Here is a 21,871-nt window from a genome sequence, read left to right as displayed (position 1 = left end):
GCAACATGAGACAACATATATAAACGCAAATCGTTAAACATTAAAAGTTTAAAAATGAATCAAAAAATACATTTCATTGTATTGCTTTTTGCAATGTTTATCTTTTCCAGCCCAAGCTATTCACAAAAGGTAGCCAGAAATAAAATTCCAGTTTCATATGTTCAGAAACCACTGAAACCACTTGGAAAGGGTGTCAAGCAATATGCTTTAAAATTCACCAATACTACTGGCATAACCAATATCACCCAAGAATCGATATCACAAAGTGTTCAACTAGAAGGTTTTGAATACAATCAAGGTGCGCCAACAGTGATTGAGGTCTATTTGAAGGGGAGCAAAATCTCAGTAAAACCAGAATTGGACAAGTCCGCAGGTTCACCTCAACAGAAGTATTATCGAAATGTAGCAAGGGTCGAATTGGATGCCTCTGTTAGATTTTATGACAGAGAAGAAAAAGTTTCATTCTATAAACAAAGCTTTACCAACAACTCTGATTTTGTATTTCAAGTATCTTCCAAATCACTTTTTACGACAGAAGAACAAGCAAAAGCAGATCTATCCAATGAAAAAGAGAAACTAGAAAAAGAGTTATCCAGCAAGCTTGCAACAGATTTTCCTATCTATCTGAACAATTACCTTAACGAGCAACATGGATATGTAAAATTAGAACAGACATTCCCAGTCGCCTCCATGAAATCAAAATCGCATGACTATGCGGAATTGGATAAAATCCAATCAACATATGAGGATGCTATTGCCGATTACAACAAGAACGGTCTAACTCCTGGAGTCCAGAATATAATAGAAGAATGTATTAATGTTTGGAAAACTTCTGCAGGACAATTGGACACCAAAAACAAAAAAGCAAAAATCAATACTAAAAATGTTGGGGCCATCTATCTAAATCTAGCATTAGCCTATACCTGGCTAGAGGACTTTGAACAAGCTTCAACCTATTTGGAACTTTCAAATGCTTCCAAAGGTAATGCGTTTTGGAAATCTCAGTCTACAAAGCTTATCGAACGATTAAAGAAAGGACATGAGCAAAATCAGCTATTAGAAACCGGGAATTTAGAGATAGCAACCTCGTTTGAAGGAAAAAAATCCAGTAATGAAGCTTCAAAAACCGCTGCTAACCAAACATGGCGTTTGAAAAGTAAGAGAAAACTAACGCCTAGTGGGCGTACCAATTTCAATTATTCTTACTCTTACTCGAAGGACAATCTAGAAACCTATGTATCAGGCTCTTTGACCATAAAATACGTGTACGACAATTCCAACAATACAATATCCAGACATTCGGTAAGTCGAGGCGGAGAACTAAAAAGTGCCAATAAGACCTTCGTTTTCAACAATGGCAACCCGACTAACATCGTGTTTCGTAAAAACTTTATAGATTATGACATTACGATGACATATTCCGATAAAGGTAGCTGGCTCGGTTTTACGAACTCAAAGAATGATCATGCTTTGGATATTACCTATGAAAATGACATGGTATCCAGTGCAATCCTTATTTTCCCAATAATTGGTGCTCAAAAGGAATCCTACAAAAAATTTGAATACACATTTAACTGGAACAATAACCACCTTGAAACCGCAAACATAAAGGAACTCCCATTCAATAATTCTGATGAAAATAGTGGTAACTCAAAAGGCTTAACCGTTGAGTACTCATACAACAGCGCAAATCAAATCACTGAAATAAAGGGATTGCCCCTTTTTAGATACACCTTTACCTATGATGAAAATGGTAATATAGCGGAGAGAATAGAGCACGTAGGCAATGATCATTTTGTATATGAGTGGGAAAAAGGAGAAAGCAATACTTTGCCCCTATTGGAAGATTACTTCAGTATTTACAAAAATCCATTGGTGTTACCGTTCTCACTTTAACCAATCAGGTTTTTTGTTTCTTTTTGCGTGCGGCCGGAAAAAGAACGTTGTTCAAAATAAGACGATATCCTGGTGAGGTAGGATGCAATTCAAGTTCTGTTTTGGGGTCCCCTACCCTATGCTGGTAATCCTCTGGGTCATGTCCACCATAAAATGTGAAAAATCCCTTTCCTTTGATTCCATGAATATATCGAGCTTCACCATTGATTTTGTTCTCTCCCAACACCATTACAGTAGATTTTATTTGATCTCTGGTGAACGCCGTGGTCTGCCCCATAAATCCTTTAACCAAACTCGTATGATTTTGTGTAAGCATAGTAGGAACTGGGTCCCACTTTGCAGAAAATTCCATTAGCGAGAAATAATCGGATTCTCTTGGTACATTTCTACGCTTGTTGGTCATATCAATGGATGAAAACTCGTAACGCAGTGGGTTTCTTTCCAAAATAAAATTTGAAAAGGCAAAGGTATTCTTAAAGTTAAGTTTGCTTTGATAATTAGCATCCGATGGGTCTCCATCAAACATAGCTTCGCAGATATCGGTATCCTCCGCGGCTAAGGCAATATCAAAACTATCCGTTGCCGAGCACATGGCAAACATAAAACCCCCGCCAATTACATAATTGCGTATTTTGAGGGCTACAGCTCTTTTTTGTTCAGAAACTTTAGTAAAACCTAATTTACTGGCCAGTGCTTCTGCTTCTTTCTTGGCCTCAATATACCAGGGCGCCGCTCTATATGCTCCATAAAATTTTCCATACTGCCCTGTAAAGTCTTCATGGTGCAAATGCAACCAATCATATAAAGCTAATTTATCATCTAGGACTTCTTCATCATAGATGGTCACATATGGGATTTCCGCATAAGTGAGTACCATAGTAACCGCATCATCCCAAGGTTGATTACCTTTCGGAGTGTATACGGCAATTTTAGGTGCCTTCTCTAATATTACAGCTTCTTGATTTTGGGATGGACTACTAATATCGTCCAGTATTTGCTCAGCCTTTGCATCCGAAAGGACCTCAAATGACACCCCTCTAATCTGGCACTCCTTTCGGATAGCATCGCCATCAGGCAATAAAAAAGACCCTCCCCTATAGTTGAGCAACCATTGGACCTTTTGCTGCTTATTCAAAACCCAATAGGTTATGCCGTAAGCTTTTAAATGGTTTTCCTGCCCATCTGCATCCATTGGAATAAGGATTACCGAAGCTTTTACGAAAAAAACAAAGAAGAAAAACAGGAGGGTTAAGTTTCTCGCTTTCGCTTGAAACGACAGTGGGGTTCTTTTAGAAAGGTATATCATTATCATCCGGGTCATCATCACTATTCATCGCACTACCAAATGCTTCGTTTGCGTTTGGTAAATTTGGCGTTGCAAATGGATTCTCACCGTCCGAATTCATCTTGGATTGGAATTCAAAAGGCGAATCAAAGTCATCCAAGTTATCAAATTTACCTAAGGCACCCACAAATTTTAACCTAATATTATCCAATCCACCGTTACGATGTTTGGCTACAATAAACTCAGCTTGACCCTGTGTAGGTGTTCTTTCCTCATCATCCCATTCATCAATTTTGTAGTATTCCGGTCGATAAATGAATGATACAATATCAGCATCTTGCTCAATGGCTCCGGATTCCCTGAGGTCAGATAAAATAGGTCTTTTACTTCCTCCCCTAGTTTCTACCGCCCTTGATAACTGGGATAAGGCTATTACCGGAACATTCAATTCCTTGGCCAGTGCTTTAAGATTTCTGGAAATTGTGGAAATCTCCTGTTCCCTATTACCTCCTTTTTGACTTCCTCCTGCTGTCATCAATTGGAGATAATCTATTATTATCAACTGTATTCCATGTTGAGATGCCAACCTCCTTGCTTTAGCCCTTAGGTCAAAAATGGATAATGAAGGAGTGTCGTCAATAAATAAAGGGGCTTTTTCCAAAGCTTTCACCTTAACATTCAATTGCTCCCACTCATGCTTTTCCAAACGCCCAGTACGTAACTTTTCCGAAGAAAGTCCCGTTTCCGAAGAAATAAGTCTGGTAATCAATTGTACTGATGACATTTCCAAAGAAAAGAAGGCAACTGGAATATCAGAGTTAACCGCAATATTTCTGGCCATGGAAAGTGTCAAAGCGGTTTTACCCATACCTGGCCTGGCTGCTACGATGATTAAATCACTGGGCTGCCATCCTGAGGTCAGTTTATCCAATTTGTCAAATCCAGAAGGTATACCACTGGTTCCTTCTTTGTTGGAAATTTCCTCAATTTTCTTTTTAGCCTGAATCACCAAATCCAAAGCTGTTTCAGCGGACCGCTTTAGATTGCCTTGGGTTACCTCATACAACTTTGCCTCGGCGCTGTCCAACAAATCAAATACATCTGTAGACTCGTTGTAAGCATCCTCAATAATCTCATTTGAAATTTTGATAAGGCTTCGCTGAATATATTTTTGAAGGATGATTCGCGCGTGAAACTCAATATGTGCCGAGGAAGCCACTTTTTGAGTCAATTTTATCAAATAAAAATCGCCACCAACAGCTTCGAGCTTCCCATCTTTCTTTAATTGAGCGGAAACGGTTAATAAATCCACAGGTTCCGAAGATTCGAAGAGTTTGAAGATGGCTTCATATACGAATTTGTGAGAATCCTTATAGAAGACGTCGGGATGAAGAATATCTATTACTTCATCCACCCCCTTTTTATCAATCATCATTGCTCCCAAGACAACTTCCTCTAAATCAACTGCTTGAGGTGGTATTTTACCACGCTCCAGATTTATCAAGGTAGATTTGTCTACTCTATGACCAATAATAGGGTTAGGCTTCTCCATAAGTGCGAATGTAGCTAATTAACCTTTACTTAACCTTGGTTTTTGAACCTGCCCTTTCCACAGGTAATTAACAAATTGGATGTTGATAAGTTGGTTTTTGGTGTTAATATCCCCAAGATTGTTTAACAAAATTATGAAGAAATTTGAAGTGTGCTCTGAATACGGCGAATCAATCGTTAAACACACCCATGGAAGCATATTTTTCCATGCGAGTTTTCACCAATTCTTTTGGTGATAACTTTTTGAGTGCCTCAAAATGGCTTGAAATTTTATTCTTAACCGTCTCGAAAGTTTTTTCCCTATCTGTATGGGCACCACCCAAAGGTTCCTTTACAATCTCGTCTACAAGCTTCAATTTTTTCATATCTGTAGCCGTAAGCTTAAGAGCTTCAGCAGCCTGTTCCTTGTATTCCCAACTTCTCCAAAGAATGGATGAACAAGATTCAGGAGAAATTACCGAATACCACGTGTTTTCCAACATCAAAACCTTATCACCAACGCCTATGCCCAAAGCGCCACCTGAAGCTCCTTCACCAATGATCACCACTATAATTGGTACTTTCAAGCGGGTCATCTCCAAAATGTTTCTTGCAATGGCTTCCCCTTGTCCACGTTCTTCTGCTTCAATTCCAGGATAAGCACCAGGAGTATCTATAAAACATACAACAGGTAATCCAAACTTTTCGGCAGACTTCATCAGTCTTAGGGCTTTTCTATATCCCTCAGGATTGGCCATACCAAAATTTCGGTATTGTCTTGTTTTGGTATTGTATCCCTTCTGTTGTCCGATAAACATGTAGCTTTGGTCTCCAATCTTACCCAAACCTCCAATCATGGCCTTATCGTCCTTCACATTTCTATCACCATGAAGCTCAAGAAAGGTATCACCACAAATGGCAGTAATATAATCCATGGTGTACGGACGATTAGGGTGTCTAGATAATTGAACACGTTGCCAAGCGGTCAAGTTTTTGTAGATATCTGTTCGGGTTTCTACCAGTTTTTTCTCTATTTGTTGACATGTTTCACTAACATCCACATCACTTTCTTCGCCAATGACCATACACTTTTGTAGTTGGTCTTCCAATTCTTTTATAGGTAGTTCAAAATCTAAATATTCCATCGAAGCTGATATCTAAAAATAGTGGGGCAAATATAAAACTTTAACCAAAACCTCATCCAAAGACGACTGCCAATTAACGTAAAGCTCTTATTTGGAAATGTTATCGCTTGGCTTTCATTAGCATATAGATAGCGAAAACGCCAAAAATAAGGTTAGGGATAACAACTGCCAGTAATGGAGAAAAGCCCGACTGCTCGGCGAGCGTACCAAATACCTTATCAAAAAAGATATAAATAAAAGCGACACCTATTCCAAAGGCCAGGTTCAGCCCCATCCCTCCCCTACGTTTTACCGAAGAAACGGCTACCGCAATGATGGTGAGGATGAAAGCAGCAATCGGCAGAGCCCATCTTTTATACTTTACCAGAACATATGCATTGACATTTGATGCTCCCTTTCGCTGTTGGTCCTTGATAAACTCATTGAGCTCAAACAGATTTTTAGTTTCGGCTACATAAGAAACCGGCGTCAAATCCTCAATCTTGAAAGTGAAAAGGGTATCCAACCGTCTTTGGGTTTCTATGAGTTCAACATCGTTACGTAATTTTCTTTTCACATAATTAGTCAATCTATAGGTGCTGTCCTTTTCTACCCATCGGATATTGGTAGCCGATATTTTGTAGTCCAATTTTTTTATTGAATCAAAATGCTCGTAGGTGAAATTATACCCTATTTTACGATTCGGGTCAAAACTGCTTACATAGATATAGTCGTTCTCATTCAGTTGATTGAAAATATTGCTGGTCACCCTATCCTGTCTACCTCGTTTAAAGTATTTGTACTCAAACTCATTGTATCCTATGCTAGCATGGGGAACAATAAACATCCCCATCATAAAAATCAATATGGCAACCAATGTCGCTCCAATCAAATAGGGTCTTAAAAACCGGGAATATGAGACCCCAGAACTTAAGATGGCAACTATTTCGGTATTGCTTGCAAGTTTAGAGGTAAAGAATATGATAGATAAGAACAAGAATATAGGCAACAGAAGGTTTCCAATTACTAAGGTAAAATTGCCATAGAACTGGATAACTTCCATGAGAGGAGCTTCGTTGTCAATTATCTTTCCGATTTTCTCGGCTAGATTGGCCATTATCCCAATGGGCACAAACAGCAACAGCATTCCCAAGAAGGTTACCAAATATCGCTTGAGTATGTATCTGTCAAGTATGGTGAGCATTATAGCCTTTTATCCATTTGTTGGACCATTTTTATTTTCCACTCCAAAAAGTCGCCCGCTAAAATACGTTCTCTTGCTGTACGAACCAACCATAGGTAAAAGCCCAAATTGTGTATGGTGGCAATTTGTTTTCCCAGAAATTCGTTGGCGGCAAAAAGATGTCTCAGATAGGATTTAGAGTATTCTGTATCAACAAAAGTGATTCCCATCTCATCAATAGGCGAAAAATCGGCCTCCCATTTTTTGTTTTTAATGTTTATGGTTCCATGTGCCGTAAAGAGCATTCCGTTTCTTGCATTCCTTGTCGGCATAACACAATCGAACATATCCACGCCTAAAGCAATGTTTTCCAAAATATTTATTGGTGTACCCACACCCATGAGATATCTGGGTTTATCCTCGGGCAATATGTCACAAACTATCTCGGACATTTCATACATTTCCTCAGCGGGCTCACCGACGGAGAGTCCGCCAATTGCATTTCCTTCGGCTTCTACGGACGCGATGTACTCCGCGGACTGTTTTCGCAAATCCTTATAGGTTGAACCTTGAACTATAGGGAATAAAGTCTGTTCATAACCATATTTGGGTGGAGTACTATTAAAATGAGATATGCATCGGTCCAGCCAACGGTGGGTCATGTGCATGGACTTTTTTGCGTAATCATAATCACAGGGGTATGGTGTACATTCATCAAAAGCCATAATGATGTCAGCTCCTATAGTTCTCTGAATATCCATAGCACTTTCTGGACTAAAAAAGTGCTTGCTGCCATCAATATGAGATTTGAAAGTGACCCCTTCTTCTTTTATTTTTCGATTATCTGAAAGAGAGTATACCTGATAACCTCCACTATCGGTCAAGATATTCCTGTCCCACCCCATAAACTGATGAAGACCACCAGCCTTTTCCAACACATCCAAACCCGGACGCAGATAAAGGTGATACGTATTTCCTAAGATGATGTCTGGATTGATATCTTCTTTTAACTCACGCTGATGCACTGCCTTTACGGAAGCCACGGTCCCCACGGGCATAAATATTGGAGTTTGTATTACGCCATGGTCAGTTTCCAAGGTTGCTGCTCTTGCCTTGGTCGCCTTATCTTTCTGAATTAAATCAAACTTCAAATCGAATCTTTGAGTGGGCAAATATAGCCATCTCCATTTTGCCAACTCCTAACAAAAAAATAAACTTTAGGTTCCAATACCGTTCATAAATTAAAGCTCCAGTTCTTGCTTAGACGCAGGATAGCGGTTACATTTGGAAAAGTTAAAATTTATACCATGCCCAACTACGAAGAATTACAGCAGCTGGTGACCCAAGTAAGAAGGGACATCCTTCGTATGGTGCACAAGGTCAATTCAGGACATCCAGGAGGTTCCTTGGGGTGTACTGAGTTTTTTGTTGCACTATACAACGAAATAATGGAGTTAAAAGATGGATTTGATATGGATGGAATAGGTGAAGATGTTTTCTTCCTGTCCAACGGTCATATTTCTCCTGTTTTTTACAGTGTTCTCTCAAGAAGGGGATATTTCCCAACTGACGAATTGAACACTTTCAGACTCATTGATTCCCGACTTCAAGGACATCCCACAACGCATGAAGGCCTCCCTGGAGTACGTGTAGCTTCTGGTTCCCTAGGTCAAGGAATGTCTGTTGCAATCGGAGCGGCCTTGGCAAAAAAATTGAATGGAGATGACCATTTGGTATTTAGTCTTCACGGAGATGGTGAACTTCAAGAAGGACAAAATTGGGAAGCCATAATGTATGCAGCAGGCAATAAGGTGGATAATTTAATCTCCACTATTGACCGAAACGGTCAGCAAATTGACGGTGCTACAGAGGATGTACTTCCATTGGGTGACGTAGCAGAAAAGTTCAGGGTATTTGGTTGGGATGTTTTGGAAATCGATAATGGTAATGACTTAGAGCAAGTAATCAACGGATTGAATGAAGCAAAATTCAGAACTGGAAAAGGGAAACCCGTATGTATAGTAATGACTACAGAAATGGGGAATGGAGTTGATTTTATGATGCATACCCACGCATGGCATGGCAAAGCCCCCAGTGATGAACAATTGGCAATCGCGTTAGCACAAAATCCAGAAACTTTAGGGGATTACTAATAGGACTGCATGAGAAAAAGGTTTTTAGTTCTGATATTACTATCCTTACCTCTAGGTAGTTTTTCTCAAGATATCAATTTTGAACTTGATTTCTCGGCGGTGTATTGGGCTCCAAAATCCAATGATACCATAAGGATAAGCGTTGGCAATAATGGAAGATATATATTTACCGATTCAGAAGAAGTAGCCAAGTCTTTTGGAAGTATTACTCGTAGGTTTCAGCCAGCTGGAGGAAAAGAAAATGCTGATTTGAAGCTTCTATTTGATTTAAAAACGATTTTTATGTTGATGGAAGTCAAAATTGGTCAAAATACAGTATTAGCCAATGTAGATTTAAACCAATTCATGAAAAAAGGTAAATCAATTGACAGTGCTACAGTAAGAAAAATGAGTGCTACGCCTACGGCGTTGAAGATTGAGAACAATGGTAAAAAATATAAGCTTTATGGCGTAGCTCCAGATAATAAACCCGATGATTTAATCTACATGGCCTTTAATGAAAAATATCCGGTAGATTATGACACCTATTTTTCTAAACTAATGACATCAGCAACTGGTGAGTTATTCTCCATTGACATTCCTTCTGGATTACTTGTTCATGTGGAAGATAGCAAAGGGGAAATAATTTTGGAATTGCTTTCCATCAAAAAGAAAAAACAGAAAGGTTCTGCCAATATACAGTTGAAACTAGAATAGCACATACTTATGACAAAATATACAGACCAAGGAAAACAAGATACAAGAAGTGGTTATGGAGCAGGCATGACCGAATTAGGAAGAACCAATCCAAATGTTGTTTCGCTTTGTGCGGATTTGATAGGCTCTTTAAAGATTGACACTTTTATTAAAGAAAATCCAGAGCGCTTTTTTCAAGTAGGTATTGCTGAGGCCAATATGATGGGAATTGCTGCAGGATTGACCATTGGCGGTAAAATTCCTTTTGCTTCTACCTTCGCGAATTTTGCAACAGGCAGGGTTTATGACCAAATACGACAGTCCATTGCATACTCTGGAAAGAATGTGAAAATATGTGCTTCGCACGCAGGACTTACGTTAGGAGAAGATGGTGCCACACACCAAATCTTGGAAGATATTGGCATGATGAAGATGCTCCCCGGAATGACAGTCATCAATCCGTGTGATTTTAATCAGACGAAAGCTGCCACTATTGCCATTGCCGAGCACCACGGTCCTGTTTACCTAAGGTTTGGAAGACCTAAGGTCGCCAATTTCACTCCCGTGGACCAAACTTTTGAAATAGGTAAGGCTTTGATGTTAAGTGAAGGAACGGATGTTACCATAATAGCCACAGGGCATTTGGTTTGGCAATCCCTTATTGCAGCCGAAAATTTGGAGAATCAAGGTATTTCTGCAGAGGTAATCAACATCCACACCATTAAACCCTTGGATGATGAAGCCATTCTCAAATCCGCAAAGAAAACAGGCTGTGTTGTCACCGCTGAAGAACACAACTATTTGGGAGGTCTAGGTGAGAGCGTTTCAAGGGTTCTTGCGTTGAACCATCCAACCCCACAAGAGTATGTGGCCACACAAGACACATTTGGAGAAAGTGGCACCCCGGACCAATTGATGGAAAAATACGGATTGAACAATAAAGCAATTGAAGAAGCCGTTTTAAGGGTATTGAAACGGAAGTAAACTTGGCAACATTTTTGTTTCGTTTCAATCAATCTATTAAAACGAAACACTTATGAAACAGACACTTCTGATTGGTGCCTTTCTTATGGCATCTACTTTTACATTTGCACAAACAGGAACGGGATTTGGTATTAAAGCTGGACTTAGCTACAACGAAAATGGTGATTTAATAAGTTCGGTAGGTGATGCAGGGCAGAATATCATCGATGGAGCCGAAGGAAAGGCAGGATTTCATTTTGGATTTTGGGGAAAACTGGATTTTCCAAAACTTTATATTAGGCCTGAATTGGTTTTTACCCGAACCCAAAGCTCATATACCTTAGACGGTTCTTCTACGGACTACAGTGTATCAAAGTTGGATTTACCGGTGTTGTTGGGTTATAAAATCATTGGTCCTTTACATGTTTTTGCCGGTCCCGCATTTCAGTATACCCTAAGTAACGATTTGGATGGGGTAAATATTCAAGATGTAGAGAATGATTTTACGCTTGGACTAAACATTGGAGCTGGAGTGAATTTGGGTAGACTTGGATTGGATGTTCGCTATGAACGTGGTTTTTCCGAAAATGAAGCAGAATTTATATCCGATAATATAACCAATATTCAAGGTAGAGTGGATTCCAGACCAGCGCAAGTGATATTCAGTCTTTCCTATAAACTTAGTCAAGGTAGGGCACAATAAGGAAACCCAAAAAAGAAAAGGCCTGAATTTTATTCGGGCCTTCTTTCTACGTTTGGGTCTAAGTAATCTGGTGTCCCGTCATTATTTGAATCAGGGAATGGTATTATGATATTCCCATTGCCATCAGAAATCTCCTCTCTTGTAGAAACTCCATCACCATCATCATCCGCATCCTGAAAATTAGCGAAGGGAACAATTTCAGAATCGATATCTGTATTATCGTCGTATAGATATCCGTCACCATTCAAGTCTTCCTGTATAGACGGAATTCCATCCCTATCATGATCTGTGTTGTTCAATGTAAATAAGTCTATGGTAAAAATCAAAGGGCTATATTGGGGAATTCCAGAATTTATGCGATTGAAGGCTCCCAGTCCTGAGGGAAAAATAATCATGCCCACTCCAAAATTCTCAACACTTACCGTTCCATCTGGATTTTCAATAATATCCTCTCCTCTCCTAATAAAAGGCATACCTTCAGTAAAACCCCGAAATCCTTGACTAAGGTCTTGAAACATAGCCAAATCAAACCATACTGGATTATTTAGGGCACTATCAAAAACACTTCCATCCAATAGCTTGCCTTCAAAACGAGCAAATACCGAATCGGCTACGGTGGGAAAACACTCAGGACAAGTGCCGGCCATCTTGACTGCATCGTTTTCCTCATTGGTTGGTCTTGCAGAGAGGTAGTACAATCTATGAGGTATATCATTCTCTTCCTCATCTAGGAGTAGTTCAAAAGAAGATACCGGAATATCAACAAAATCAACGAACTCAGACAAAGGTCTTTTGTCCGAATTCTCCCCTGCAATTTCATCAATTACTATCCTAAAATCGAAACCCGCTGGAGGTGATTCAAATTCTTCGTAGTTATAAAAATGTGTTTGCAAAAATTCTTGAATTTCAGCATCATTTTCAGGAGCAACTTCAGCCAATAATCTAGGAGGAGTTATTTCAACATCAGGTCCATCATCATCGCCACACGAAATAAAGAGGGCAGCTATCAGGGAAAATGCAAAGATTCCTTTCTTCATTAAATCCTTTTTTTAGAGGCGCAAGATACAATTATTAGCAAGCAAAACATCAGTGAAATAGTAGAATAATTAACGTTAAGATTAAATATGTAATCTTTCTATTACGTAAATTGTAGTAAAGTTTAATTATAAAATTTGCCTCATTATGAAACGAAAAAACCTTTTTTTTAGCTTTTTTGCATTTGTAATTCTTTTTACAAATTGTTCAGAAGAAAACAGCCAATCAGAAGAAAATATTGTAGCTGAAGAGTTACAAGAAGAAAATCTTGAAACTTTTGATTACACCTTTAGAAATCAAAGATTCGTTGTAAACTTTCAAGTTGAAAATGACGAGTTGGTCGCTATAGATAGCAGGGACTATCAGGATTTAACCCAGGTTTTCAGTGAAAATGAAAACTTGATTCAACATTACCTATCTGATAATGAGATACTAATTTTCGCCAACGAAGACGAGTTCAACTCTTATTTTGATGACATTGGAAAACCTCTTAAGGGCCCAAATTTAACGGCATCATCAAATATTTACAATGCAGCAAACCTTCAGATTTATTATGACTGTTGTTATGACCAATCTAAAAGGGTAATTTGGGATTTTGCTACCGAACGTCAGGGTTGCTTTATTATTAAGTCTGGAGAAGATAGATTAAGAGATTTTACTGATGTTACCGCATGGACCGGTATTTCTGGACCAGCTCCAATCTTATGCTTTCCTCCAAATTCAAACATAAGTAACAGACCGAATGATAGATTGAATTCCGTTAGTGCTGTGAATGTCTTAGCACGATTCTATGAGAATATTAATTATGGAGGTTCTTCAATATCCTTAGATGCAAGAGACGGTAATCCAAGGGGGTTTAGAAAATTGAGACAAGTAAGAAATGGTACTTTTGGACGAAACTGGAGAGATAGAATTAGTTCAATAAGACTTTATCCTTAAAATTTTTACACTATTTTGTTTTAAAGGACCTAGTTTAATCTTAAATTGGGTCCTTTATGCGAATTGATAAGTTTCTTTGGTGCATTCGATACTACAAAACCCGAAGCATAGCTACAGATGCAGTCAAAAAGGGACATGTAAGGATTAATGAAGATATAGTAAAACCTTCTAGAGAGGTATTTCCCCTCGATAAGATTGTTGTGCGAAAAAATCAGATAGACTATGAATTATCCGTTTTGGACATTCCAAAAAGTAGAGTTGGAGCTAAATTGGTAGATTTATACAGAAAAGACATCACCCCAAAAGAGGCCTTTGAACACAATGACCTTTTAAAATTTGCTAAAGACCATTACCGTAAAAAAGGAATGGGACGCCCAACAAAAAAAGACAGAAGGGATATTGACGAATACTTGGAAGATTCCGATCAAGAACTTTCTTAACTTTAGAAGATATTGCAACGGATATGGAAAATCTTATTTTGAGCCACGAACAAATTCAGCACAAAATCAAAAGAATTGCTTACCAAATCTACGAAGCCAATGTGGATGAAAAGGAAATCATTGTAGCTGGCATTGAAGGAGGTGGATTGAAATTAGCCAACAAAATTGCTTCGCTCCTAAAAAAAATAACCGAGGCTAAAATATCTCTTTGCAAGGTAAAAATGGATAAGAAAAGCCCTTTGGAAAGTGGAGTAAGTACATCTATGCCGGAAGCAGATTATAGGGACAAATCCATTGTGTTGATTGATGATGTTTTGAACTCTGGGACAACACTAATTTATGGAGTTCATCACTTTTTAAAAACACCGATTAAACAGTTAAAAACTGCCGTACTGGTAAATAGAAACCATAAAAAATATCCGGTAAAGGCCGATTATAAGGGTATTTCTCTTTCCACATCCCTGCATGAACATGTTCATGTGGCATTTGATCCCAAAAACTACTCTGTTCGGTTAGAGTAAGCGTGTTTTAATCTCATCCACTACTTCTCGGATAGCCTTACCATCACATATGACAGTTTCTTTTGCTTGCATGTAAAAATTTCTTCTCTCAAAGAGATGTTTACCTACAAACTCTGGTAAATCTTCATCTTTTATGTTTTGCACAAGGGGTCTAGAGTCCTTTTCTTGACTGATTCTTTCTACCAAACTCGGAATGGATAGCTGGAGATATATGGAAGTATCGCTATGGTCCAAAATAGTTTGCATATTGTTCCCATAACAAGGCGTACCACCACCAGTGGATAGCACGATATCATTTTCATTTTTTAAAATCTGCCCTAGTGTTTCGTACTCCTTTTTTCTAAAAAAAATCTCTCCGCGGTTAGAAAAAATTTGCTGGATTGACATGCCCATTTCTTTCTCAATAAAACTGTCCAAGTCGACATAGTTAAGCTCCAAATCATCTGCCAATGCCCGTCCAATTGAAGATTTACCACTTGCCATATAACCAACCAAAACTACTTTCATAAGTTCACATATTTAGTGTTGCCAACAAAAAGACAAATTTATTATTATTTAGACTTGCCAAATAAATTATTGGGCTTATATTTGCACCCGCTTTGCAATAATAAACTAAGCGAAAAGACCTGATAGCTCAGTTGGTAGAGCATCTCCCTTTTAAGGAGAGGGTCCTGGGTTCGAGCCCCAGTCAGGTCACAAAAAGTTAAGCTACGGCTTAACTTTTTTTGTTTAACTTCTACCTAATTTGAGCCCACGTGGTGGAATTGGTAGACACGCTACCTTGAGGGGGTAGTGTCCTTACGGACGTGCTGGTTCGACTCCAGTCGTGGGCACAAAACCGCATACTTTGCGGTTTTTTTTTGCCTTTTTATCAACTTCTAGCCTAAAAATCAAAAGAATAACCAAATTTTAAGACTTCATATTAGGTAAAGCAAAGATTAATTGTAACTTTGTTTAACGATTATATTGAAAGGATGAACAATGTAAAGAAGTCTTTTAGTATTAGGGATATGGAGAATCTCTCCGGAATTAAGGCCCACACCATTCGAATCTGGGAAAAAAGATATAATCTCTTTACTCCTGAACGTACGAGCACAAACATTCGCTATTATAGCCTCCAAAGTCTTCAAAAGCTTTTAAATGTTACCCTACTTTACAACAATGGGTATAAGATTTCCAAAATTGCAAAGTTGGATGAATCACATATACCTATCATTGTCAGGGAGATAGTTGCAAACAACAGCGAAAAGAACCATGCCATAAATGCGTTCAAGCTGGCAATGATTAATTTTGATCAGACACTTTTCCTGAATACATATAGCAGTCTTCTTTCCGAACGATCGTTCAGGGATATTTTCAATGAGGTTTTTATCCCACTGCTCAACGAACTTGGACTATTATGGCAAACTGACACCATAAGTCCCTCCCATGAGCATTTTATTACGCATTTGATTAAACAAAAAATATACATAAATACTGAAAAGCTTCAACTGGTAGAACCAATAAAAAAAGACAAGGTATTTGCACTATTTCTACCCGAAAATGAAATCCACGAAATTGGGCTTCTCTATCTTAATTATGAAATTACTCTGAGAGGTTACAAATCCATTTATTTGGGTCAAACTATGCCAATAGAAAGCTTGGTTGATTTGCTCAAGTACTACGATAATATTCATTTTGTTTCGTATTTCACGGTTTCTCCTACTAAAGACGATTTAGATACCTATTTCGAGAAGTTTTCGAAAACTCTAAATCTCTCAGGTAGTTCAAAACTATGGGTACTTGGCCACCAAATCCAGTATATTACGGAAAACAAACTGCCTTCTTCTGTTCAGACATTCAATTCCATTGAGCATTTGATTTCAATTTTATAACTTAAATCAAATGAAAAAGATTGCCATTATAGGTTCGGGTTTTTCCTCTCTCTCCGCTTCTTGCTATCTTTCAAAAGCTGGATATGAAGTTGAAGTTTTTGAAAAAAACGAAACCGTTGGTGGAAGAGCAAGACAATTAATCAAAGAGGGTTTCACGTTTGATATTGGACCCAGTTGGTACTGGATGCCCGACATTTTTGATAAATTTTTCGCCGACTTCGGAAAAAAAACTTCCGATTACTACCAGCTTGATAAATTGGACCCTGCATACAAAATTTTTTTCCAAGATGATGTCATTACCATCGGGGACTGCATGGAAAAGATATGTGAAGAATTTGAGCGTATTGAAGCGGGAAGCAGTACTCACTTAAAACAGTTTATAGGTAAAGCCCAAAAGAACTATGACATCGCAATTAACAAGGTTGTACTTAGGCCTGGTCTTTCTCCAATTGAGCTGGTGACCAAGGAAACCGTACTACGTGTTGACCAATTCTTCAAAAGTATTAGTCAAGAAGTACGTAAAAAGTTCAAAAACCCAAAACTGATTTCGACTCTAGAGTTCCCCGTGCTTTTTTTAGGAGCAAAGCCGAGCAAGACCCCATCCTTTTATAACTTCATGAATTTTGCTGATTTTGGACTAGGTACTTGGCACCCAAAAGGGGGCATGTATGAAATCATTAAAGCTATGAAAGCCCTGGCGGAAGAACTGGGGGTCAAATTTCATCTGCAAAGTGCAGTTGAAAACGTTGTGGTGGACAATGGTAAGGTAACTGGCATAAATACAAAAGGAACGTTCCACGCGGCGGATTATGTTATTAGTGGAGCGGACTATCATCACTCTGAAACTCTTTTGGAAGAAAAATACAGACAGTATTCTGAATCTTACTGGGAGAACAGAACGTATGCACCCTCTTCCCTACTCTTTTATGTAGGTTTCACGAAAAAACTAGAAAACATTGAGCATCACAATTTGTTCTTTGACACCAATTTTGAACGTCATGCGGAAGAAATTTATGATGAGCCACAGTGGCCTAGTGAACCGTTATTCTACGTGAATTTTCCTTCAGTAACGGACTCCTCAATGGCTCCAAAAAACCATGAAGCAGGTTTCTTTTTGGTTCCAATAGCACCTGGACTTGAAGATACTACAGAGCTAAGGGAACAATACTTTGATATTATCATTGATAGATTTGAAAAGCGTACCGGGCAAAACGCTAAAGATTACATTCTTTTTAAAGAGAGTTTTTGCGTAAACGATTTTATTGAGCAGTATAATTCGTACAAGGGCAATGCCTATGGTATGGCTAATACGTTGAGACAGACTGCATTTTTGAGACCTAACCTGAAAAGTAACAAAGTAAAAAATTTGTATTTTACAGGACAGCTGACCGTTCCAGGCCCTGGAGTACCTCCATCCTTGATATCCGGAAAACTAGTATCCGACCTCATTCTAAAAAACGCGTAATACCATGAAAACCATTTTTGACAATGTATCGTATACATGCAGTAAGATTGTAACGCAATCTTATAGTACTTCTTTTGCGCTGGCCACAAAAATGTTGGACAGTTCCATACGCTCGGATATCTATAATATTTATGGTTTTGTGCGTTTTGCCGATGAAATTGTGGATACGTTTCATGATTACGACAAAAAAGAGCTTTTCGAGAATTTTGAAAAATCACTCGAAGATGCCTTGAGCAACAAAATCAGTCTTAATCCCATCTTGAATTCGTTTCAACATACTTATCATGCCTATGATATTCCAAAGCATTTAGTGGATGCTTTTATGAAAAGTATGCGGATGGACCTTTCAAAGAAAAAATATACGACCCACGCAGAGTATAAGGAATACATTTATGGTTCTGCAGATGTTGTTGGGTTGATGTGCCTTTGTGTTTTTGTGAAAGGGGACAAGGAAAAATATGAAGATTTAAAGGAGTCAGCTATGGCCTTAGGTTCAGCTTTTCAAAAAGTGAATTTCTTAAGGGACTTAAAAGCCGATTTTGAACAACTGGAACGCACATATTTCCCCAATACCAATCTTATGGAGTTGGATGAAGCTTCAAAGCGAAGAATTGTGGATGAGATTAAAGCTGACTTTGACTTAGGCTATTCCGGTATAGTTAAACTTCCTCATGAAGCTAAGTTTGGAGTTTATACAGCCTATAAATATTACTACAAACTGCTTCAAAAGCTTCAAGGCACTCCACCTTTGGAAATAAAAAATACCCGAATTCGGGTCCCAAATTATCAAAAATTCGGACTTTTGGCACAATCATATGTCAACTACAAACTACAGCTTGTTTAAATGAAAATAGCCCTTTGGATTCTTATTTTTTTAGGAACCTTTTGTTTTATGGAATTTATGGCCTGGTTTACGCATAAATACATTATGCATGGTTTTTTATGGAGTCTTCATAAGGACCACCATAGAAAAGACCATGACTCCTGGTTTGAAAGAAATGATGCTTTTTTCATTTTTTATGCCGTAGTGAGCATGTCTTTTATAATAATCGCTGACAACACCTCTTTCTGGTATGGTTGGCCCCTAGGGCTAGGGATACTTGCCTATGGCATGACCTATTTCCTTGTTCACGATATCTTTATCCACCAGCGTTTCAAAATGTTCCGAAATGCGAACAATTGGTACGCTCGCGGTGTACGTAGGGCGCACAAAATTCATCACAAACATCTGGGCAAAGAAGACGGTGAATGCTTTGGAATGCTGTTTGTTCCTTTCAAATATTTTAAAAAATAATGGCCAAAGCCATAGTGATTGGCGCAGGTATTGGTGGTTTGGCTACAGCAATTAGGCTTAGGTCCAAGCGCCATGATGTGGAGGTTTTTGAAGCCAATAATTACCCTGGCGGCAAACTACATGCAAAAACCGTTGATGGGTTTCGTTTCGATTTGGGTCCCTCACTCTTCACCATGCCTCATTTTGTAGACGAATTATTTCTACTTCACAACAAAAATCCTAGGGACTATTTTAATTATAAAAGGAAAGACATAATCTGCAATTATTTTTGGGACGATGGCGAACGATTTTCAGCAAATGCTGATAAAAACAAATTTGCGCATGACGCATCTCAATGCTTTGGAGAATCAGAAGAGGGAATAGCAAAGTATTTGGCAAGCAGTAAAAAAAAATACGACTTAACTGCCCCCTTATTTTTAGAAAAGTCTTTGCACAAATTGGGAACTTATTTTTCTAAGAACACGGTCAAAGCCATTCTGCAATTAGGACAACTGAGAGTCAATTCAACTTTGAACCATACCAACAAGATGTCTTTTTCCAGTCAAAGACTGGTACAACTATTTAATAGATATGCTACTTATAATGGTTCTTCTCCGTATTTAACACCAGGCATAATGTCGATGATTCCCCATTTGGAAATGGGATTTGGCACTTTCTTTCCAAAAGGAGGTATGCATCAAATAACTTTGTCTCTTTACCAGCTGGCCAAAGAAATAGGTGTAAAATTCAATTTTACCGAACCTGTGACAGAAATATTGGTTGAAAAAGGAACTGTAAAGGGCATACGTACCCAAAAAGAGAAACATGAATCGGATTATGTGGTTTCCAATATGGATATTTTTCCCACTTACAGAAAACTGCTAAAGGGGGAAAAACAACCTGAAAAGGTATTGCAACAAGAACGTTCAAGCTCTGCACTAATTTTCTATTGGGGTATTTCAAAATCGTTCCCCGAACTGGATTTACATAATATCCTATTTAGTAACGACTATGAAAATGAGTTCAGACACCTTTTTGAGAAAAAGAGCCTAAGCGAGGACCCCACAGTATATATCAACATAACCAGCAAGGAAGAGTCCAATGATGCTCCAAAAGGACATGAAAACTGGTTTGTTATGATCAACGCTCCAGGAAATCATGGGCAAAACTGGGAAAAACTCAAAGAAGAAAGCAGAAAGAATATTATCAAAAAAATAAATGCTTGCTTAAAGGTGGATATTGAAAAACACATTGTATCCGAATTTGTTTTGGACCCAAAAGGCATTGAGACCAGCACCAGTTCCTACAAAGGGGCTTTATATGGTGCAGCTAGCAATTCAAAGTTTGCTGCTTTTTTGAGACACCCCAACTTTAGTAACAACATTAAGGGATTATACTTTTGTGGCGGTTCGGTACATCCAGGAGGTGGAATTCCTTTGTGTTTACTTTCAGCTAAAATAGTCAGTGAATTGGTTCCATGACGCTTATAAAACAACATAAGACCACTATAGCCGTTGGTATCATCTGGCTCTTTCATATCTCTGGGATTATTGGAATTACCCTTGGTTTTAAAGACTGGTTTTTGACCAAGACCCCTTTGAATTTATCGATCTGCTTGTTGCTCTTTGTTCTGGTATTCCCCATAAATACTTTAAAAAAAGCTGGTCTATTTGTCTCGTTCTTTGCCATGGGCATGTTCGCCGAATGGCTTGGAGTAGAATACGGTCTCCTCTTTGGAAATTACAGCTATGGCGAAAACTTTGGGCCAAAGTTAGATGGGGTACCCTGGTTGATTGGATGTTTTTGGGCCCTGTTGGCCTGCATTACTTCGGCAATGGTATCCAACTTCCAAATACCTTTATGGGTGAAGGGAGTCTTCGCCGCAAGCTTAATGGTAATTTTAGACTTTTTCATGGAGCAAAATGCCCCAAACTTTGATTTTTGGGAATTTGAGGGCCATGTTCCCTTACAAAACTATGTTACCTGGTTTGTTTTGGCCTTATTGATGCAGTTGTTGCTTCTAACGTTCAGATTGGAAGGAAATCGAACCATTTCGTTCCATTTGTATTTTGCACAATTAATCTTCTTCGGATATTTCGTTTTGGTCACCGTCTAATTCCGGTAACGGATTTTTTCCTCCCCAAGCTCCCACAGATCTATAGGGCTGGAACCTAGAAAACAGTTCCTCTTTATACCATTTCAGGCTTCTGGTATTCTTGATAGCGCCAACATGGGGTTTGTTTTGATAAGCAAACTCATCCAAATACTTCTTATCCTTCCATACACTAAAAGTCGCCATTTGTTTGATGGGCACTTCTCCAAAGCCTTTGGTATAAATTAAACCGTCATTAGTGTACAGATGCCCTTGGGATTTTGGGACATATTTCCAAAAGGTAAATAACAGACTGGTTTTAATAGTGGCCCTTGTAATGGCCACGATTCTAGGGTTTCCATTATCCAAAGAAGTACTTTTTTGAAATGGGTTGCCACCAGACCATTCCCCTCTGCTGATGATGTTTTTCAAATAAAGCGTCCAATTCTCTATTGCACGTTGGTTATACTTTTCGATCAGGGCTGAAGTTTCAAAGAAAGAAGACGCACTGCGTTCATCTTCCCAAACCTGTAACAACGCATAAACACTCCAATCTGGTCTTGGGTCGAAGTTTTCTTTACCGCTTCCCCAGAGCTTATAAAACTGCAGCCCTTTTACATCTTTTAAATGCCTATGCGCAAATTGCATCATCCCGAAAGCCCAAACCTTATCCCAAAATCCTTTGTACCTAAAAAGTGTTATTGTAGTGATTTGGGACAT

At 38.6% G+C, this 21,871-nt stretch carries 22 protein-coding genes and 2 tRNA genes; 16 read left to right on the top strand and 8 right to left on the bottom strand.

Annotated features, from left to right (window positions below):
- The first annotated feature begins 54 nt into the window (after positions 1-54).
- Positions 55-1,896, top strand: a complete 1,842-nt coding sequence (locus CLV81_RS20350; RefSeq protein WP_146129953.1) for a hypothetical protein — start codon at positions 55-57, stop codon at positions 1,894-1,896.
- 4 nt (positions 1,897-1,900) lie between these two features.
- Here CLV81_RS20350 and CLV81_RS20345 read toward each other — a convergent pair whose 3' ends face one another.
- From CLV81_RS20345 to tgt, 5 genes are all read right to left on the bottom strand, one after another.
- Positions 1,901-3,202 (bottom strand): asparagine synthetase B, encoded by a 1,302-nt coding sequence (locus CLV81_RS20345; protein ID WP_245912119.1) that lies wholly within the window; start codon positions 3,200-3,202, stop codon positions 1,901-1,903.
- A complete protein-coding gene (dnaB, locus tag CLV81_RS20340; protein ID WP_106148076.1) occupies positions 3,186-4,733 on the bottom strand; it encodes a replicative DNA helicase in 1,548 nt (515 codons plus the stop codon). Before dnaB ends, CLV81_RS20345 begins: the two co-directional genes overlap by 17 nt.
- 169 nt (positions 4,734-4,902) lie before the next feature.
- Positions 4,903-5,856 carry an acetyl-CoA carboxylase carboxyltransferase subunit alpha gene (locus CLV81_RS20335; RefSeq protein WP_106148074.1) on the bottom strand — a complete coding sequence of 318 codons (954 nt, stop codon included), beginning with the start codon at positions 5,854-5,856 and terminating at the stop codon, positions 4,903-4,905.
- A 100-nt stretch (positions 5,857-5,956) separates the two neighbouring features.
- Complete coding sequence (locus CLV81_RS20330) at positions 5,957-7,039, bottom strand: LptF/LptG family permease (protein ID WP_106148072.1); 1,083 nt, start codon at positions 7,037-7,039, stop codon at positions 5,957-5,959.
- The gene (tgt, locus tag CLV81_RS20325) at positions 7,039-8,169 is read right to left on the bottom strand and encodes a tRNA guanosine(34) transglycosylase Tgt (RefSeq protein WP_106148115.1); all 1,131 of its coding nucleotides are present in this window, start codon (positions 8,167-8,169) and stop codon (positions 7,039-7,041) included. Before tgt ends, CLV81_RS20330 begins: the two co-directional genes overlap by 1 nt.
- 156 nt (positions 8,170-8,325) lie before the next feature.
- Between tgt and CLV81_RS20320 the strand changes: the two genes are divergently transcribed.
- From CLV81_RS20320 to CLV81_RS20305, 4 genes are read left to right on the top strand one after another with little or no spacing between them, the layout of a single operon-like run.
- On the top strand, positions 8,326-9,171 hold the full coding sequence (locus CLV81_RS20320) for a transketolase (protein ID WP_106148070.1): 846 nt from the start codon (positions 8,326-8,328) through the stop codon (positions 9,169-9,171).
- A 9-nt stretch (positions 9,172-9,180) separates the two neighbouring features.
- Positions 9,181-9,867: a hypothetical protein gene (locus CLV81_RS20315; RefSeq protein ID WP_106148068.1), complete on the top strand. Its 687-nt coding sequence runs from the start codon at positions 9,181-9,183 to the stop codon at positions 9,865-9,867.
- A gap of 9 nt (positions 9,868-9,876) precedes the next feature.
- Entirely contained in the window at positions 9,877-10,830 is a 954-nt protein-coding gene (locus CLV81_RS20310) for a transketolase family protein (protein ID WP_106148066.1), read from the top strand.
- Between the two features lie 52 nt (positions 10,831-10,882).
- Complete coding sequence (locus tag CLV81_RS20305; protein WP_106148064.1) at positions 10,883-11,512, top strand: outer membrane beta-barrel protein; 630 nt, start codon at positions 10,883-10,885, stop codon at positions 11,510-11,512.
- Positions 11,513-11,541: 29 nt separating this feature from the next.
- Here the strand turns inward: CLV81_RS20305 and CLV81_RS20300 are convergent, their stop codons facing one another.
- Positions 11,542-12,549: an FKBP-type peptidyl-prolyl cis-trans isomerase gene (locus CLV81_RS20300; RefSeq protein ID WP_106148062.1), complete on the bottom strand. Its 1,008-nt coding sequence runs from the start codon at positions 12,547-12,549 to the stop codon at positions 11,542-11,544.
- Between the two features lie 145 nt (positions 12,550-12,694).
- Between CLV81_RS20300 and CLV81_RS20295 the strand changes: the two genes are divergently transcribed.
- Genes CLV81_RS20295 through CLV81_RS20285 form a run of 3 tightly spaced genes read left to right on the top strand, consistent with a single transcriptional unit; the run spans position 12,695 to position 14,447 of the window.
- Positions 12,695-13,486 (top strand): hypothetical protein, encoded by a 792-nt coding sequence (locus tag CLV81_RS20295; RefSeq protein WP_106148060.1) that lies wholly within the window; start codon positions 12,695-12,697, stop codon positions 13,484-13,486.
- Positions 13,487-13,542: 56 nt separating this feature from the next.
- Complete coding sequence (locus tag CLV81_RS20290) at positions 13,543-13,926, top strand: RNA-binding S4 domain-containing protein (RefSeq protein WP_106148058.1); 384 nt, start codon at positions 13,543-13,545, stop codon at positions 13,924-13,926.
- A 23-nt stretch (positions 13,927-13,949) separates the two neighbouring features.
- Positions 13,950-14,447 (top strand): phosphoribosyltransferase family protein, encoded by a 498-nt coding sequence (locus tag CLV81_RS20285; protein WP_106148056.1) that lies wholly within the window; start codon positions 13,950-13,952, stop codon positions 14,445-14,447.
- Here the strand turns inward: CLV81_RS20285 and CLV81_RS20280 are convergent.
- Positions 14,439-14,954: a shikimate kinase gene (locus CLV81_RS20280; RefSeq protein WP_106148054.1), complete on the bottom strand. Its 516-nt coding sequence runs from the start codon at positions 14,952-14,954 to the stop codon at positions 14,439-14,441. The two genes, CLV81_RS20285 and CLV81_RS20280, sit on opposite strands and share 9 nt — an antisense overlap.
- A 116-nt stretch (positions 14,955-15,070) precedes the next feature.
- Between CLV81_RS20280 and CLV81_RS20275 the strand changes: the two genes are divergently transcribed.
- From CLV81_RS20275 to CLV81_RS20240, 8 genes are all read left to right on the top strand, one after another.
- A tRNA-Lys gene (locus tag CLV81_RS20275) sits at positions 15,071-15,143 on the top strand.
- A gap of 53 nt (positions 15,144-15,196) precedes the next feature.
- Positions 15,197-15,280, top strand: a tRNA-Leu gene (locus CLV81_RS20270).
- A 141-nt stretch (positions 15,281-15,421) separates the two neighbouring features.
- Positions 15,422-16,321 carry a MerR family transcriptional regulator gene (locus CLV81_RS20265; protein WP_106148052.1) on the top strand — a complete coding sequence of 300 codons (900 nt, stop codon included), beginning with the start codon at positions 15,422-15,424 and terminating at the stop codon, positions 16,319-16,321.
- A 10-nt stretch (positions 16,322-16,331) separates the two neighbouring features.
- Positions 16,332-17,786: a phytoene desaturase family protein gene (locus CLV81_RS20260; protein ID WP_106148050.1), complete on the top strand. Its 1,455-nt coding sequence runs from the start codon at positions 16,332-16,334 to the stop codon at positions 17,784-17,786.
- Between the two features lie 4 nt (positions 17,787-17,790).
- Positions 17,791-18,630, top strand: a complete 840-nt coding sequence (locus CLV81_RS20255) for a phytoene/squalene synthase family protein (RefSeq protein WP_106148048.1) — start codon at positions 17,791-17,793, stop codon at positions 18,628-18,630.
- On the top strand, positions 18,631-19,080 hold the full coding sequence (locus CLV81_RS20250) for a sterol desaturase family protein (protein WP_106148046.1): 450 nt from the start codon (positions 18,631-18,633) through the stop codon (positions 19,078-19,080). It abuts the gene before it with no gap.
- Positions 19,080-20,540: a 1-hydroxycarotenoid 3,4-desaturase CrtD gene (gene crtD / locus CLV81_RS20245; protein ID WP_211298033.1), complete on the top strand. Its 1,461-nt coding sequence runs from the start codon at positions 19,080-19,082 to the stop codon at positions 20,538-20,540. The genes CLV81_RS20250 and crtD overlap by 1 nt, the downstream gene beginning before the upstream one ends.
- Entirely contained in the window at positions 20,537-21,175 is a 639-nt protein-coding gene (locus CLV81_RS20240; RefSeq protein ID WP_106148042.1) for a carotenoid biosynthesis protein, read from the top strand. Before crtD ends, CLV81_RS20240 begins: the two co-directional genes overlap by 4 nt.
- On the opposite strand, the gene CLV81_RS20235 is transcribed toward CLV81_RS20240, so the two are convergent.
- Positions 21,137-21,871: a DUF3291 domain-containing protein gene (locus tag CLV81_RS20235; RefSeq protein ID WP_106148041.1), complete on the bottom strand. Its 735-nt coding sequence runs from the start codon at positions 21,869-21,871 to the stop codon at positions 21,137-21,139. The two genes, CLV81_RS20240 and CLV81_RS20235, sit on opposite strands and share 39 nt — an antisense overlap.

Origin of the sequence: Flagellimonas meridianipacifica (assembly GCF_003001695.1) — a bacterium.
Taxonomy (GTDB): Bacteria; Bacteroidota; Bacteroidia; order Flavobacteriales; family Flavobacteriaceae; genus Flagellimonas; species Flagellimonas meridianipacifica.
The sequence above is the reverse complement of the archived record's forward strand: the minus strand, read 5'-3'. Positions and strand labels throughout refer to the sequence as shown.

Coding starts and splice junctions, on each gene's coding strand:
- CLV81_RS20350 (WP_146129953.1), top strand. CDS start 55: ATGAATCAAAAAATACATTTCATTGTATTGCTTTTTGCAATGTTTATC.
- CLV81_RS20345 (WP_245912119.1), bottom strand. CDS start 3,202: ATGATATACCTTTCTAAAAGAACCCCACTGTCGTTTCAAGCGAAAGCG.
- dnaB (WP_106148076.1), bottom strand. CDS start 4,733: ATGGAGAAGCCTAACCCTATTATTGGTCATAGAGTAGACAAATCTACC.
- CLV81_RS20335 (WP_106148074.1), bottom strand. CDS start 5,856: ATGGAATATTTAGATTTTGAACTACCTATAAAAGAATTGGAAGACCAA.
- CLV81_RS20330 (WP_106148072.1), bottom strand. CDS start 7,039: ATGCTCACCATACTTGACAGATACATACTCAAGCGATATTTGGTAACC.
- CLV81_RS20320 (WP_106148070.1), top strand. CDS start 8,326: ATGCCCAACTACGAAGAATTACAGCAGCTGGTGACCCAAGTAAGAAGG.
- CLV81_RS20315 (WP_106148068.1), top strand. CDS start 9,181: ATGAGAAAAAGGTTTTTAGTTCTGATATTACTATCCTTACCTCTAGGT.
- CLV81_RS20310 (WP_106148066.1), top strand. CDS start 9,877: ATGACAAAATATACAGACCAAGGAAAACAAGATACAAGAAGTGGTTAT.
- CLV81_RS20305 (WP_106148064.1), top strand. CDS start 10,883: ATGAAACAGACACTTCTGATTGGTGCCTTTCTTATGGCATCTACTTTT.
- CLV81_RS20300 (WP_106148062.1), bottom strand. CDS start 12,549: ATGAAGAAAGGAATCTTTGCATTTTCCCTGATAGCTGCCCTCTTTATT.
- CLV81_RS20295 (WP_106148060.1), top strand. CDS start 12,695: ATGAAACGAAAAAACCTTTTTTTTAGCTTTTTTGCATTTGTAATTCTT.
- CLV81_RS20290 (WP_106148058.1), top strand. CDS start 13,543: ATGCGAATTGATAAGTTTCTTTGGTGCATTCGATACTACAAAACCCGA.
- CLV81_RS20285 (WP_106148056.1), top strand. CDS start 13,950: ATGGAAAATCTTATTTTGAGCCACGAACAAATTCAGCACAAAATCAAA.
- CLV81_RS20280 (WP_106148054.1), bottom strand. CDS start 14,954: ATGAAAGTAGTTTTGGTTGGTTATATGGCAAGTGGTAAATCTTCAATT.
- CLV81_RS20265 (WP_106148052.1), top strand. CDS start 15,422: ATGAACAATGTAAAGAAGTCTTTTAGTATTAGGGATATGGAGAATCTC.
- CLV81_RS20260 (WP_106148050.1), top strand. CDS start 16,332: ATGAAAAAGATTGCCATTATAGGTTCGGGTTTTTCCTCTCTCTCCGCT.
- CLV81_RS20255 (WP_106148048.1), top strand. CDS start 17,791: ATGAAAACCATTTTTGACAATGTATCGTATACATGCAGTAAGATTGTA.
- CLV81_RS20250 (WP_106148046.1), top strand. CDS start 18,631: ATGAAAATAGCCCTTTGGATTCTTATTTTTTTAGGAACCTTTTGTTTT.
- crtD (WP_211298033.1), top strand. CDS start 19,080: ATGGCCAAAGCCATAGTGATTGGCGCAGGTATTGGTGGTTTGGCTACA.
- CLV81_RS20240 (WP_106148042.1), top strand. CDS start 20,537: ATGACGCTTATAAAACAACATAAGACCACTATAGCCGTTGGTATCATC.
- CLV81_RS20235 (WP_106148041.1), bottom strand. CDS start 21,871: ATGTCCCAAATCACTACAATAACACTTTTTAGGTACAAAGGATTTTGG.